15 protein-coding genes are annotated in these 14,372 nt (G+C 66.4%); 11 read left to right on the top strand and 4 right to left on the bottom strand.

The window, feature by feature from the left end; genetic code table 11:
• Positions 1–80 precede the first annotated feature (80 nt).
• From ACVT6V_RS25980 to ACVT6V_RS25970, 3 genes are read left to right on the top strand one after another with little or no spacing between them, the layout of a single operon-like run.
• The gene (locus ACVT6V_RS25980; RefSeq protein WP_489896954.1) at positions 81–275 is read left to right on the top strand and encodes a hypothetical protein; all 195 of its coding nucleotides are present in this window, start codon (positions 81–83) and stop codon (positions 273–275) included.
• 43 nt (positions 276–318) lie between these two features.
• A complete protein-coding gene (locus ACVT6V_RS25975) occupies positions 319–1,212 on the top strand; it encodes a DUF3558 family protein (protein ID WP_489896953.1) in 894 nt (297 codons plus the stop codon).
• Positions 1,209–1,757, top strand: a complete 549-nt coding sequence (locus tag ACVT6V_RS25970; RefSeq protein WP_489896952.1) for a DUF3558 domain-containing protein — start codon at positions 1,209–1,211, stop codon at positions 1,755–1,757. The genes ACVT6V_RS25975 and ACVT6V_RS25970 overlap by 4 nt, the downstream gene beginning before the upstream one ends.
• On the opposite strand, the gene ACVT6V_RS25965 is transcribed toward ACVT6V_RS25970, so the two are convergent.
• A complete protein-coding gene (locus tag ACVT6V_RS25965; protein ID WP_489896951.1) occupies positions 1,741–2,526 on the bottom strand; it encodes a CPBP family intramembrane glutamic endopeptidase in 786 nt (261 codons plus the stop codon). The two genes, ACVT6V_RS25970 and ACVT6V_RS25965, sit on opposite strands and share 17 nt — an antisense overlap.
• Before the next feature lie 33 nt (positions 2,527–2,559).
• The gene (locus ACVT6V_RS25960) at positions 2,560–3,384 is read right to left on the bottom strand and encodes an acyl-[acyl-carrier-protein] thioesterase (protein WP_489896950.1); all 825 of its coding nucleotides are present in this window, start codon (positions 3,382–3,384) and stop codon (positions 2,560–2,562) included.
• Between the two features lie 99 nt (positions 3,385–3,483).
• Here ACVT6V_RS25960 and ACVT6V_RS25955 point away from each other — a divergent pair, with 99 nt between their 5' ends.
• From ACVT6V_RS25955 to ACVT6V_RS25935, 5 genes are all read left to right on the top strand, one after another.
• On the top strand, positions 3,484–5,160 hold the full coding sequence (locus ACVT6V_RS25955) for an FAD-dependent oxidoreductase (protein ID WP_489896949.1): 1,677 nt from the start codon (positions 3,484–3,486) through the stop codon (positions 5,158–5,160).
• Positions 5,161–5,163: 3 nt separating this feature from the next.
• Positions 5,164–6,438, top strand: coding sequence for a glycosyltransferase family 4 protein (locus tag ACVT6V_RS25950; RefSeq protein ID WP_489896948.1), 1,275 nt, complete (start codon positions 5,164–5,166; stop codon positions 6,436–6,438).
• Between the two features lie 16 nt (positions 6,439–6,454).
• Positions 6,455–7,183, top strand: a complete 729-nt coding sequence (locus ACVT6V_RS25945; RefSeq protein ID WP_489896947.1) for a class I SAM-dependent methyltransferase — start codon at positions 6,455–6,457, stop codon at positions 7,181–7,183.
• The gene (locus ACVT6V_RS25940; protein WP_489896946.1) at positions 7,180–8,217 is read left to right on the top strand and encodes a prenyltransferase; all 1,038 of its coding nucleotides are present in this window, start codon (positions 7,180–7,182) and stop codon (positions 8,215–8,217) included. The genes ACVT6V_RS25945 and ACVT6V_RS25940 overlap by 4 nt, the downstream gene beginning before the upstream one ends.
• 73 nt (positions 8,218–8,290) lie before the next feature.
• Positions 8,291–9,148, top strand: a complete 858-nt coding sequence (locus tag ACVT6V_RS25935; RefSeq protein ID WP_489896945.1) for an LLM class F420-dependent oxidoreductase — start codon at positions 8,291–8,293, stop codon at positions 9,146–9,148.
• A 554-nt stretch (positions 9,149–9,702) separates the two neighbouring features.
• Here ACVT6V_RS25935 and ACVT6V_RS25930 read toward each other — a convergent pair.
• On the bottom strand, positions 9,703–10,320 hold the full coding sequence (locus ACVT6V_RS25930) for a TetR/AcrR family transcriptional regulator (RefSeq protein WP_489896944.1): 618 nt from the start codon (positions 10,318–10,320) through the stop codon (positions 9,703–9,705).
• Positions 10,321–10,443: 123 nt separating this feature from the next.
• Between ACVT6V_RS25930 and ACVT6V_RS25925 the strand changes: the two genes are divergently transcribed.
• From ACVT6V_RS25925 to ACVT6V_RS25915, 3 genes are read left to right on the top strand one after another with little or no spacing between them, the layout of a single operon-like run.
• The gene (locus ACVT6V_RS25925; RefSeq protein ID WP_489896943.1) at positions 10,444–11,841 is read left to right on the top strand and encodes a flavin-containing monooxygenase; all 1,398 of its coding nucleotides are present in this window, start codon (positions 10,444–10,446) and stop codon (positions 11,839–11,841) included.
• Positions 11,842–11,843: 2 nt separating this feature from the next.
• Positions 11,844–12,788, top strand: a complete 945-nt coding sequence (locus ACVT6V_RS25920; RefSeq protein WP_489896942.1) for an alpha/beta hydrolase — start codon at positions 11,844–11,846, stop codon at positions 12,786–12,788.
• Positions 12,785–13,534 (top strand): SDR family NAD(P)-dependent oxidoreductase, encoded by a 750-nt coding sequence (locus ACVT6V_RS25915; RefSeq protein ID WP_489896941.1) that lies wholly within the window; start codon positions 12,785–12,787, stop codon positions 13,532–13,534. Before ACVT6V_RS25920 ends, ACVT6V_RS25915 begins: the two co-directional genes overlap by 4 nt.
• Positions 13,535–13,661: 127 nt before the next feature.
• Here the strand turns inward: ACVT6V_RS25915 and ACVT6V_RS25910 are convergent, their stop codons facing one another.
• Complete coding sequence (locus tag ACVT6V_RS25910; protein WP_489896940.1) at positions 13,662–14,348, bottom strand: class I SAM-dependent methyltransferase; 687 nt, start codon at positions 14,346–14,348, stop codon at positions 13,662–13,664.
• Positions 14,349–14,372: the final 24 nt, after the last annotated feature.

Here is a 14,372-nt window from a genome sequence, read left to right as displayed (position 1 = left end):
TCACGCGGGGCAGGCGGTCGCCTTGGCTACAGTGGAGGCATCGATGCGCGACACGCGTTCAGCCTCACCAAGGAGGAGCCATGGCGGTAGATCCGGCGAAGCGCAAAGCGGTGTCTGAGGTGGCGCGCCAACACCCTGGTATGAGCCTTGCGGCGGTATCTCCGGGGATCGTGGTGTTCGGTGTGCTCTGGTTGCTGATGGGATTCTGGCCGGCCCTGGTCATCGGCCTGGTCGCCGGGGGCGCCGGTTATTACTTCCTGACCAGGCAGAAATAGACCGGCCTCGACCGCACCCACACGCCGTCAACCCAGAGGAGCAATGACCACCCGCGTCGACAGTTGGATCTGGGCGATCCGGCTCACCAAGACCCGATCCGCGGCGGGTGCGGCATGCCGCGGCGGCCACGTCCGCGTCAACGGCGTGACCGCCAAACCGGCGCAACCGGTGACGGTCGGCGACGAGGTGCGCGTGCGCCTGCACGGTCACGAGCGGATCGTCGAGGTGACGAAGCTGATCAGCAAGCGGGTGTCCGCGCCGATGGCCGCCGAGTGCTACCTCGACCACAGTCCGCCACCTCCGCCGCGGGAGGTGCTCGCGAGCCAGCCGCGGCGTGACCGCGGAGCGGGTCGGCCCACCAAGCGTGAACGCCGCGAGATCGACCGGTTGCGCCGCAACGGCGGCTTCCTCGTCTCGCTGGTCGTGGCCATCGCACTGGCGTTGACCGGATGCTCCGGTGGAAGTGACGACCCCGGGACGCCCACGACTCCCCAAGCCCCTGGGAAAGCAGGTTCCGGCCCCTTCTTCGGTGCGTGCGGCGGTGTGACCACCGAGGAGGTCACGCGAATCACCGCGTTCTCCGGTTTGTCCAACACCGTGAACAACCCGTCGGCGTGCGAATGGGACAGCAGCAGCGATCGGACGGGACCCGTCACCTCCTTCAACTGGTATCGGGGGTCGCCGATCGGCCGGGAACGGGCCACCGAGCAGCTGTCCCGGGAATCCACCAAGGACATCGATATCAACGGGCACAAGGGTTTCATCGCCTCCGACATCGGCATCTGTGAGATCGGGATCGCCTTCGGCGCCGACTTCTTCGAGTGGTCGGTCAGCGCAGGCACCCTGAACCTGAACGACGTGCAGCCGCCGTCGACCGATCAGATCTGCGATGCCGCGACCCAACTGTCCCGGCTGTCCATCGAGCGGGCGTCATGAGACGCACTCTCACGGTCGTGGCCGCCCTGCTGCTGCTCCTCGGCTTCGGTACGGCGTGCGCGCGCAGCGTTGACGGCAAGGCGGTGTCGGTCGGCGCCGCCGACAACCAGCAAGAGGGTCACGTCGACACCGACCAGTTCGACAAGCTGCTCCTCGAGTGTTCCGTCCTGTCGCCGACGCAGATCGCGCAGGCAGTCGGGGGCACGATCGCCCGCGGCACGTTCAACGGCGCGATCTGTCGATGGATCGTCGAAGGCTCGATGACCGCCGACGTCACCTTCAACTGGTTCGAATGGGGTGACCCGAACGTCGAGAAGCAGACCGCGAAGAAGCTCGGATACGAGACCGAGAACATCAAGATCGCCAGCCAGGCCGCGTTCACACAGCGCGACCCCAAGCGCCCTGCGGTCTGCGGGGTCACGGCTCGTGCACCCAGCCGGGGCGTCTACACCTGGTGGGTCGAACCGCGCACCAGCGCTGCGCCCGCGGACCCGTGTGCCGCGCCGACCAAGCTGATGGAGTTGCTGCTCAGCGGCGGCCAGTAGAAGCCACTCTCGCCCCCGCACGCAGCGTCACCACGGCGGCGACGGCGAGAACGATCCCACCCGTCGTCAGCGACCCGGCGTCCGACACGCTCGTCGGGGACAGGGCAGCGCACACATTGATCATGGCGTGAAACACGATCGGGTAGACCAGCGTGTATCGCGACGCGACGTACAGCCACACCATGAGCACGCGGGCGCCCATCGTCGTCGCAGTCCATCCGACCAGCCACAGAGTCGAGTGGCCCACCTGAACCAACGGTATGGAGTGCCACACGGCCCATACCGACCCGACGATGAGCCCGGTCGCGAGGACCCCGCGAACCCCGAGCAGTCCCCGGGCGAGGTAGGCCGACCACCCCAACTCCTCGCAGGTCGCCGCGACCAGCATGACCGCCACCAACGCGACGTAGGCCGGCGGTGAGTTCAGTCCGGTCCACAACGCGTCGGATGTGCCGAAGCCGCGCAGCAGCAACGAGGACAACACGGTGATGGCAGGCATCGTCGTCAGCGACACAACTGTCCAGCGCAGACGACGATCGGCACACCGTATCGGCAGACGCAGGAATGCGCCGATCGCACGGCCACCACGATCGTCGAGCCGCACCAGCAGGAGGGCCACGAGGCCGGGCAGCGGAACCATCACCGCGCTCGCCGGCAGGCTCAGCGCACCGATGTGAATGCCGCCCAGCAGCGCCCCGACCACGTAGAACGGGATGGACAGCGCAACCAGCAGCGCGACGAACCGGAACGGGTGCGGGCGGCCGATCATGCGCTCATCGCGATGAACCGGTACCGCACGACACTAGGGCAGTTTCGACACCACAACCGTCGCCGCGACCACCTGATCGTCGTCGTCGCCGGGAATTAACATCCACACCAGCAGGCGGTCCGCCTCGCGCACCCTGCGCAGCGTGATCGGCACGCCGGGGACGATCGGCCGGAGATACTCGATCACTGCGCGATGCGGGATCTTGACCAGGTCCGGGTGGTCGACCAGTTCGTCCTCGATGGCCTCGAGGTACGCGGCGTTGTTGAGGTGCTTGAACGGGTCGAAGTCCGTGATCCGCAGGACGTGTTCGCGGTCGGGCAGGTCGGTCGACGCCGCGTCGGGCGCCTTGTCGGGGTTCATCGACTTCCACCGCAGACGATGTTCGTCGGTCATCTGCGACAACAGTTCGAACGCCTCGTCGGTCAGCCGTGACGGCATCCCCTGATCGTTGACGTTGATCCAGAACGCCTCGGTCTCGATCAACCCGGGTGCGCGCTGGTCGGGGTTGAACCGATTCGTCTCGTGGTCGGCGGTCAGCCGGACCCGCATGTTGGTCCACCGAGTGGACAACGCCCCACACCAGCGTTGGGCGGTGACCTGCGCCGGCCAGGAGAACGGCCTGATCACGTCGATCACCGTGCGACGCACGATCCAGAACGGGTCGGTGGCGCCGAACTCGGTGGCCTCGATGTTGTCGTTGGCGACATCCTGCAGGTATCGGGCCACGGCGTCGAGCCGGACCCGCATGTCCTGGTCGACGTCGCCGGTGCGGATGCGGTAACCGGCTTCGAAGTACCGTGCCCCGGTCTTGCGATCCCGCAGTGGTTCGATGTTCGTCCCGCTGGGTGACGTGCTCACTCGGTCCCTACTTTCAGTCCCCGGTATCTTTACAGTTAAGATACTCAGGACGGAAAAACTAGAACACGTTCCACGTGTTGGATTTCGAGGAATCAGCAGATGGCGCATGTGATCACCCGGCCATGTTGCAACGATGCGAGTTGCGTCAGCGTATGTCCGGTCAACTGCATTCACCCCACTCCGGACGAACCGGATTTCTTCACTGCGGAGATGTTGTTCATCGATCCAGAGACCTGTATCGACTGTGGCGCGTGCATCGACGAGTGCCCGGTCGAGGCGATCATCCCCGATGATCAGCTCGAGGAACGCGACGAGCCGTACCTGCAGATCAACGCCGACTACTACAAGGACCACGACGTCGAGGGCGGTCTGGTTCCACCCAAGAAGGCGCCGCAGCTCCCCGACGGGGAATTGCACGTGGCGATCATCGGCGCCGGACCGGCGGCCTTCTATGCCGCCGAGGAGCTCGTGCGCAAGCCTCAGGTCAAGGTCGACATGTTCGACCGGCTCCCGACCCCGTACGGTCTCGTGCGCGCCGGTGTCGCGCCCGATCATGCGGCGACCAAGGGCGTCGAGAAGACGTTTGCCGCCACCGCGGCCAAGCGGAACTTCCAGTACTTCCTCAACGTCGAGGTCGGCAAGCACATCACCCATGCCGAACTCACCGAGCGCTATCACGCGGTGGTGTACGCGGTCGGTGCCGCGACGGACAAGCGACTCGGCATCGAGGGTGAGGATCTCGCCGGATCGATCCCCGCGACCGAGTTCGTCGCCTGGTACAACGGCCACCCCGATTACGCGGATCTCGAGGTCGATCTGTCGTCGGAGCGTGCGGTCGTGGTCGGCAACGGTAACGTCGCGCTCGACGTGGCGCGCATCCTGGCCAGCGACCCGGAGGATCTGGCGTCGACCGACATCGCCGACCATGCCCTCGCCACGCTGCGTGAATCGAACGTGCGTGAGGTCATCCTGCTGGCGCGCCGCGGCGTCGCCCAGGCCGCCTACACGAACAGCGAGTTCCTGGCTCTCGGCGATGTCGAGGGCGTCGATGTGGTGATCGATCCGGACGAACTCGTGCTGGACCCCGCCACGGAGGCCGCGCTCGCCGACGACACGCTGGACTCGACGATCGCGACCAAGATCCGGCTGGCGCGTGAGTTCGCCGAGCGGCCGACCACCGAGGGGAATCGACGGATCGTGTTCCGGTTCCTCGTGTCACCGGTGGAGATCTCGGGCGAAGGGCACGTCGAGCAGCTGACCTGCGTGCGAAATGTGTACGCGCCGGGCACCGAACGTGTTGCGGTGACGCCGACCGACGAGCGGTTCGAGCTCGAGACCGGAGTGGTGTTGCGCGCGATCGGCTATCGCGGAGTGCCGGTGATCGACCTGCCGTTCGACGAGGTGAAGGGTGTCGTGCCGAACACGGACGGCAGGGTTCAGGCTGTCGCCGACGGCGATGTGGTGCCCGGGCTCTATGTCACGGGCTGGATCAAACGAGGGGCGACCGGGGGGATCGGGATGAACCGAATGTGTGGCCAGGAAACCGCGGAAGCGGTCCTGCGGGACTACGTCGACAACGCGCTGTCGGCGCCGTCGACGGCACGCGACGATGTCGTCGACCTCGTGTCGGATCGTGGCGCCCGGCGGATCGATCTCGCGGGGTGGAAAGCCATCGACGCCGCCGAGAAGGGTGCGGGGAAGTCGGCGGGTCGCCGCCGGGTCAAGTTCGTCTCGATGACCGAGTTCGAGACCGCCGCCGGTATGGAACCGGTGTAGGGGATGCGGGTCGCACTGCTGTCGTATCGCAGCAAGCCGCATTGTGGCGGCCAGGGGGTTTACGTCCGGCATCTCTCGCGCGAGCTCGCTCTGCTCGGGCACCAGGTCGAGATCTTCTCCGGCCAGCCCTATCCCGAGCTCGACCAGGTCGCCATCGATGCCGGCGTCAAGCTCACCAAGGTGCCGAGCATGGCGCTCTACGACGAACCGGATCCGTTCCGTACGCCACGGCCGAAGGAGTACCGCGACTGGATCGACCTGCTCGAGGTCGGTTCGATGTGGACCGCGAGTTTCGGTGAGCCACTGACCTTCAGCCTGCGCGTGGCCCGCCTGTTGAAGGACCGCCGAGACGACTTCGACATCGTCCACGACAACCAGTGCCTCGGTTACGGTCTGCTCGACATCCAGAAGGCCGGCTTCCCGCTGATCGCGACGATCCATCATCCGATCACGCGTGACCGGACACTGGCGGTGAAGGCGGCGAAGGGCTGGCGCAAGATCACCGCCTGGCGCTGGCATTCCTTCCTGCGCATGCAGGGTCGGGTCTCGCGCCGAATCCCCGAGCTCCTCACCGTGTCCCGCAGCAGCGAGGTGGACATCCGCAAGGCCTTCGACATCCCGTCCGGCCGGATCACCACCATCCCGCTGGGCGTCGACACATCGGTCTTCCGGCCCGGTGTGGAGCGCGTACCCGGTCGGATCGCTTGTGTGGCAAGTGCCGACGCGCCGCTCAAGGGTGTGTCGTACCTGCTGGAGGCGGTCGCCAAGCTCAGTGCCGAGCGACAGGTCGAACTGGTACTGGTGTCCAAACTCGATCCGAACGGGCCGTCGGCGAAGATGATCGACGAACTCGCCATCGGTGACAAGGTCAAGGTTGTGTCGGGCCTCGAGGACGAGGAGATGGCCGAGCTCATGGCATCGGCCGAGGTGGCTTGCGTACCTTCGCTGTACGAGGGCTTCTCCTTACCGGCCGTCGAGGCGATGAGCTGTGCGACGCCCCTGGTCGCGACGCGTGCCGGCGCGATCCCCGAGGTCGTCGGGACCAAGGAAGAGGCGGCCCTGCTGGTGCCGCCGCGGGATTCGGGCAAACTCGCCCAGGCGATCGAACGGCTGCTCGACGACGCCGAGTTGCGTCGCCGCCTCGGGGAGGGCGGACGGCATCGCGTCGAGGAGCGTTACAGCTGGGCGGCCGTGGCGGCCAAGACCGCCGAGCACTACGAGACCGTGCTGGACCGGGTGGCGCGCGAGAGCGTCGACCGGTCGGGCGCATCCGTTTAGAGATAGGGGAGTACGCGTGCTGACAGTGGATTTCGACCGCCTGGGGGTGGGTCCGCAGACCAAGGCGATCGACATCGGGGCGGGTCAGGGTAGGCACTCGTTCGAGATGTTCCGTCGCGGTGCCGACGTGATCGCGTTCGACCAGTCCGAGTCCGACATGGCCGACGTTGCCGAGATGTTCGACGCGATGATGGCCGAAGGTCATGTCCCGGCGGACGCCAAGGCGCGCGCCGAGGTCGGGGACGCGCTGCGACTTCCGTACGCGGACAACAGCTTCGACGTGGTTCTCATGTCGGAGATCCTGGAGCACATCCCGGGCGACGAAGGCGCCATCGCCGAGATGGTGCGGATCCTCAAGCCGGGTGGACACGCCGCTGTCACCGTTCCGCGTTACTGGCCGGAGAAGGTCTGCTGGGCCCTGTCGGACGAGTACCACGAGGTGGAGGGCGGTCACGTCCGCATCTACAAGGCCTCCGAACTGGCCGGCAAGTTGGAAGCGGCGGGCCTCGAGGTCACCGGAACCGACCACTCCCATGCGCTGCACGCACCGTACTGGTGGCTGAAATGTGCAGTCGGTGTGGAGAACAACGACAACCTCCTGGTGAAGGGATATCACCAGCTACTGGTGTGGGACATGATGAGCAAGCCGTGGCTGACCCGGGTCGGAGAACAGGTGCTCAATCCGGTCATCGGCAAGTCGGTGGCGCTCTATCTGCGTAAACCGGCCGACACCGCGACCGCGTGACCTCGGTTCCGGCGATCGCCGGGGTGCTCACCGCGCAACAGATCGATGGCACGGGCGCCGCGATCGCTGCGATGCAAGAGGATTCGGGTGCACTGCCGTGGTTTCCGGGTGGCCAGACAGATCCGTGGGATCACGTCGAGTCGGCGATGGCGCTCTCGGTCACCGGCCGCATCGCCGAGGCCGAGGCCGCATACGACTGGTCGCGCAGGCACCAGCGCCATGATGGATCGTGGCCCATCCGGACCGTGGTCGGCCATGTCGAGGACCCCAACATCGACAGCAATTTCTGCGCGTACATCGCGGTCGGGGTGTGGCATCACTACCTGATCACCGGCGACTCCGCGTTCCTCGATCGGATGTGGCCGACGGTGTGGTCAGCCATCGACCTGGTCATGAAGTATCAGCGTGCCGACGGCGCATTTCGCTGGGCCGGGGATCATCGGTCCGGCGCCATGTACGAACAGGCCCAGATCACCGGCAACGCAAGCATTTTCCAGGCCATCGACTGCGCCGTGCGGATCGCCGACGAGATGGGCCAGCCGGAGGAGGCATGGGTGTCCGCGCACACCGCCCTCGGTGACGCCATCCGCGACCGGCCCGAGTTGTTCGAGCCGCCGTCGGATCACTCGATGGACTGGTATTACCCGATTCTCGGTGGCGCTGTACGCGGTCGCGCGGGGCAGGAGCTCATCGCGCGTCGGTGGGAGGAGTTCGTCGTCAACGGGCTCGGGATCCGCTGCGTCGACCATCGTCCCTGGGTGACCGGCGCGGAGACCTGTGAGCTGGCGCTGGCGGTGGATGCGCTCGGCGACACCGATGATGCGATCGAACTCGTCAGATCGATTCAGCACCTGCGGGATCCGGACGGATCGTATTGGACGGGCCTCGTCTATGCCGACGGCAAGCGGTGGCCGGTCGAGAAGAGTTGCTGGACGTCGGCGGCCGTCGTGCTGGCCGCCGACGCGATCAGCCGAACCACCCCGGGCCACGGGATCTTCCGTGATGTCCGGCAAAGTCTGGCCGTCGGACGCTGAATCACCTAGACTAGTGTCCAGTCAGTCGTCCAGGGTGCTGGACGGCGATTCGCGATGCGGCGTTGGAGGGTTCATGGAGTTCGGAATCGTGCAGTTCACGAGTGATCGCGGCCTGAAACCGCAGGTGCTGGCGCCGCTGATCGAAGAGGCCGGTTTCGCGTCGTACTTTGTCCCGGAGCACGGCCACATCCCCACCCGTCGCGACGCGGCGCATCCGCAGACGGGTGATTCGTCGCTGCCGGACGACCGCTACATGCGAACGCTCGACCCATGGACATCACTGGCGGCCGCCGCGGCGGTGACCGAGCGCATCCGGCTCGCGACCGCGGTCGCGCTGCCGGTGCAGTCTGATCCGATCACGCTGGCGAAGACACTGGCCACCCTCGACCACATTTCCGGCGGCCGGCTCACCCTCGGTGTCGGATTCGGTTGGAACCTGGACGAATTGGCCGACCATAACGTACCGCCGAAACGTCGGCGGACCATGTTGCGGGAGTATCTCGAGGCGATGCGTGCGCTCTGGACCGATGAGGAGGCCGAATACCACGGCGAATTCGTCGATTTCGGGACGAGCTGGGCATGGCCGAAGCCGCAGTCGTCGATCCCGACCCTCGTCGGGGCGGCCGGCAACGAGAAGAACTTCAAGTGGATCGCGCGCAGCGCCGACGGGTGGATCACCACCCCGGGTGAGGAGGACATCGAGGGGTCGGTGTCGCTGTTCCAGCAGATCTGGTCCGACGCCGGCCGCGAGGGTGCGCCGCAGATCGTGGTGCTCGACTTCAAGCCCGTCGCGGAGAAGCTCGACAAGTGGGGTGAGATCGGGGTGACGCAGGTCCTCTACGGGCTTCCCGACGACAGCGTCGAACGCGCGAGTGGGTACCTGGCGAAACTGGCGGGGAAACTGGGGTTGGCTGCGGTCGCCGCCGGGTGATCGGAGGTCGCGTCACCTTCCGTTCCCTGAGGAGCCTCCGAGCTTGCGAGGATGCGTCACCCCGTTCCCTGAGGAGCCTCCGAGCTTGCAAGGATGCGTCACCTTCCGTTCCCTGAGGAGCCTCCGAGCTTGCGAGGATGCGTCACCTTCCGTTCCCTGAGGAGCCTCCGAGCTTGCAAGGATGCGTCACCTCCCGTTCCCTGAGGAGCCTCCGAGCTTGCGAGGATGCGTCACCTCCCGATCCCTGAGGAGCCTCCGAGCTTGCGAGGATGCGTCACCTCCCGTTCCCTGAGGAGCCTCCGAGCTTGCGAGGATGCGTCACCTCCCGATCCCTGAGGAGCCTCCGAGCTTGCGAGGATGCGTCACCTCCCGTTCCCTGAGGAGCCTCCGAGCTTGCGAGGATGCGTCACCTCCCGATCCCTGAGGAGCCTCCGAGCTTGCGAGGATGCGTCACGAAGGGCCCTTCGATACGCATCGCTCGTTCCTCGCGAGGCTCCTCAGGGAACGGGGGGTGACGTCGTCGTCCACACGAACGGTTCGGAGCATGCGGCGGCTCAAGAGTCAGGCGCCACCTGCAACCCCGGCATCAGATAGCGGCGCACGTGCCGCAGCACAGCGTCGGCATCGTCGGGGTCGATCGTCTCCGACGGGACTGTGCCGAGGCTGATCAACACGCGTGCAACCCATTCCGACACCTCATCGAGGTCATGCGCGGGGTGGATCTCTCCGCGGCCGGCCGCCGCGTCGACGTAGGGACGCCAGAACAACGCGAGATCGGGGACAAGCCCGCTGACGCCGGCACCTGCGCAGGCGGCGAACTCCTCGGGCTCGGTCGTCCGCAAACGCATCAGCAGGGTCCCGGGGTCGTCATAGGCGCCGCGCCCGATGCGCACGCCCGCCGCCACCTGGCGGTCGAAGCCGTCGATCGCATCGAGCTCGCCGCGCGCGTCCGACCAGAACGACTCATTCAGGCGCACGATGGCGGCACCGATGAGGGTCGATTTATCCGGGAAGTGGCGATAGAGCCATGCGCGCGAGACTCCGGCGGTCTCTGCGACCTCCTGCATCGTCGTGGATCGTATTCCCTTGTCCGCGAGCAGTTTCTCGGTGGCATCCAGTAGTCGCGCGCTGACCGTGGAGGTCGGGCGCTGATGTAGTGGTGCCTCGCTCACGATCGAACCCTAGCAAATTCGTAGACAATTTCCGGATTCTGTTTACCCCAGCGCGGAAATGCGGTAGACAGAATGCACAATCTGTCTACCGTCCGGGGTCGCCGGGCGATCGGGTGAGGAACCATGAGCTCATATCTACCGCGCACCGCGGTCATCGGGGCCGGCATCAGCGGCCTCACCGCAGGCAAGATGCTCGCCGACTACGGCGTGCCCTACACCTGCTTCGAATCGTCCGATCGCATCGGCGGTAACTGGGCCTTCGGGAACCCGAACGGTCACAGCAGCGCCTACCGGTCGCTGCACATCGACACATCCAAGCATCAGCTGTCGTTCCGGGACTTCCCGATGCCCGACGACTACCCCGACTTCCCGCACCACACGCAGATCAAGGCCTACCTCGATTCCTACGCCGAGGCTTTCGGGCTGCTCGACAACATCGAGTTCGGCAACGGGGTCACGCATGCCCGACGGCTCGACGATGGTGGCTGGGAGTTGGAGACCCAACGTGGGGAGCTTCGCCGATTCGATCTACTGGTCGTCGCCAACGGCCACCATTGGGATCCCCGTGTGCCCGACTTCCCCGGGGACTTCGACGGCATCTCCATGCACGCGCACCATTACATCGATCCCAGGACGCCGCACGAATTCACCGGCAAGCGAATCCTGGTGGTGGGCTTGGGGAACAGCGCCGCCGACATCGCCGTCGAACTGTCGTCGAAGGCGCTGGACAACAAGCTGACACTGTCGACACGGTCGAGTGCCTGGATCGTCCCCAAGTACTTCGCGGGTAAACCGGCGGACAAGTACTACCACACATCGCCGTACATCCCGTTCTCCTGGCAGCGGAAGTTCATGCAGGTCATGCAGCCGATGACCGCGGGACGGCCCGAGGACTACGGTCTCCCGACCCCCAATCACAAGTTCTTCGAGGCGCATCCGACCCAGTCCGTCGAGCTGCCCCTGCGCCTCGGCTCGGGGGATGTGATCGCCAAACCCAACATCTCGCTGCTCGACGGGTCCACCGTGCACTTCGAGGACGGAACCTCGGATGACTTCGACATCATCATCTACGCAACGGGATACAACATCACCTTCCCGTTCTTCGACCCTGATTTCATCAGCGCCCCGGAGAACCGTATCGACCTGTACAAGCGGATGTTCTATCCCGGTATCGACGACCTCATCTTCGCCGGGTTCGCGCAAGCGACGCCGACGCTGTTCCCCTTCGTCGAATGCCAGGCGCGTGTGATCGGCGCGTACGCGGTCGGCCGCTATCGTCTTCCGGGCGTCGACGACATGCGTCGGATCATCGCCGAGGACATGGCGTTCCACTCCGGCCACATGCTCGATCGCCCGCGGCACACGCAGCAACTCGACCACTATCTCTACGAGCACGACATCAGGACCAAGGAGATCCCGGCGGGCCGGCGACGTGCTGTCGCGCAAGGAGGCCTCCGTTGGTCGCATGCCGGCGCACATCGTGACGACAGGCCCGCCGTTGCGGCCGGAGTGCAGGAGTGACCATGACCCGACAGAACGTGACCTTCGATTCGCACGGAACATCGTGCGACGCATGGTTCTTTCCCGGTCCGCAGACCTCACCCTTCGACGGCCCGGCGGGACGTCCGGTCGTGGTCATGGCGCACGGGTTCGCCGGGACCAAGGATTCCGGTCTCGAGCCTTACGCACGTCGACTCGCCGATGCCGGGCTCGCCGTGTTGGCCTTCGACTATCGCGGCTTCGGACTCTCCGAAGGCGCACAGCGGCAGCGGATCTCGATGAAAGAGCAGGCCGACGACTACCGGGCGGCGATCGCGGCCGCCAAACGCCAACCGGGCGTCGACCCCGACCGGGTGATCCTCTGGGGCATCTCGCAGTCCGGGGGACACGCCATGATCGTCGCGGCGGACCGGACCGACATCGCCGCCGTGATCACGATGGTGCCCCTGGTCAACGGCCTCTCGGCCGGCATCCACAACTATCCGCAGGTCGGAGCGGCCGCGATGCTGCGTTCCACGGCGAGCGGCATCGGCAGTGCGCTGGCGACCAAGGTCGGGCGGCCTGCGACGATGATGGCCGTCGTGGGACGCCCGGGGGAGAAGGCCGCGCTCACCTCACCGGGCTACTACGAGGACTACCTCTCGATAGCCGGGCCGTCCTGGCGCAACGAGGTGGATGCGTCGGTGGGGCTGGAGTTGGGCAGTTTCCGCGCCGACAAGATCGCCGACCGGATCAGCGCTCCCGTGCTGATGCAGATCGCCGATTTCGACCAGGCGGCGCCGCCGCACGCCGCGGCCAAGGCGGCATTCAAGGCTCGCGCCGAGGTGCGGCACTATCCCTGTGATCACTTCGACGTGTTCGATGGCAGGGACTGGTTCGAACCGGCAGCGACGCACCAGATCTCCTTCCTCACGCGGCACCTGTCGGCGGAGCGCGCCGCGGGTTCCGATCAGGTCGGCGCGCGATGACCGGCACAGCCGTGGTGGTCGGCGGGGCATCGGGGATCGGGCGGGCCACCGCCGGAGCCTTCGCCGCCGAGGGCTACTCGGTGGTGGTCGCCGACGTCAACGAGGATGGCGCACGCGCCGCCGCCGAGGAGGTCGGTGGCCGGGCAGTGGCGATGGACGTGACGGACGAGGCATCGGTGGAGGCCGGGTTCGCGAATCTCGACGATGTGCGGGCGGTGGTGAGCTGCGCGGGTCTGACAATCCCCGGCGCCATCACCGAACTGCCGCTCGAGCAGTGGCAGACCACTATCGAGGTATGTCTGACCGGCTCGTTTCTGGTGCTCAAACACGCAGGTCAGCGCGTCGTCGACGGCGGTAGCATCACCGTCATCTCGTCGCTCAACGGGCGGCAGCCGGGCGCGGGGGTGGCCGCATACTGCGCGTCGAAAGCGGGCGCCACGATGCTCGTCGAGGTCGCCGCGCTCGAGTTGGCCGCGCGCGGCATCCGCGTCAATGCGATCCAACCCGGCCTCATCGACACTCCGCTCACCGCCGGGCTCTCGATGGTGCCGGGGCTGACCGACGAGTACATCGAGAACACTCCGTTGGGTCGGAGTGGTCGGCCCGGGGAAGTCGCCGACGTCGCGGTTTTCCTCGCCTCCGACAAGGCCACGTGGATCACCGGCGCCGCCTTCGACATCAACGGCGGCGCACACCTCCAGCGTTACCCCGACATCCTCGGCAAACTGCGCGCACTGGTGCCGTGACGGTTCCTCCCCCGGGTATCGGCAAACGCCCCCTGAGCTTGTGGAGGCTCTGGCGATACCCGGGGGACGAACCCTGCGGACTCGGCCCGAGGCGGTCCGGGGCGGGCTAAAGGGGGGCTAAAGGGGGCTAAAGGGGCTCGCCCGGCGTGCCGCCGTCGCGGCGCAGGACGCGCAGCGAGCCCTCGGCGCGCACCTCGGTGAACTGGCCGGTTGCCAGGGCCTGCCGATAGATCTCGTACGGCGGGCGACCGCCGTCCGCGGGGTCGGGGAACACATCGTGGATGAGCAGTGCCCCGCCGATACGGACCCAGGGTGCCCAGCCGTCGAGGTCGTTCTGCGCGGCCTGCATGCTGTGGCCGCCGTCGATGAAGACGAAGTCGGCGGGTTTGCCCCACACCTTGGCCGCGATCGTCGACGTCGCCAGCATGCCGATCACGGTGCCCTCGAGGCCGGCGTCGAACATCGTCTGCCGGAAGCGTGCGGAGGTGTCCAGGGTGCCGGTGTGCGGGTCGACCAGCGAGGTGTCGTGGTACTCCCAACCCGGTTGGTGCTCCTCGGATCCGCGATGGTGATCGATCGTCACGATGGTCGCACCGCAGGCCTCGGCGGCCGCGCCCAGGAATACGGTGGATTTGCCGCAGTAGGTGCCGATCTCCACGCCCACACGCGTCGAATTGGGCTGTGCGAGATACTCTCCGGCGATCTCGAACAAGGTCTGGGCCTCGTCGAGCGGCATGAACCCGGGGGCTTCCTCGGCCACTTTCAGGCGCTCCGGCGATGGGGCGTTCGGCATCCGCGTCGACGATGAGGTCATGAGGCAGATCCTATCCGGTCCAGG

It is taken from the genome of Gordonia sp. LMA167 (assembly GCF_058130025.1).
The sequence above is the reverse complement of the archived record's forward strand: the minus strand, read 5'-3'. Positions and strand labels throughout refer to the sequence as shown.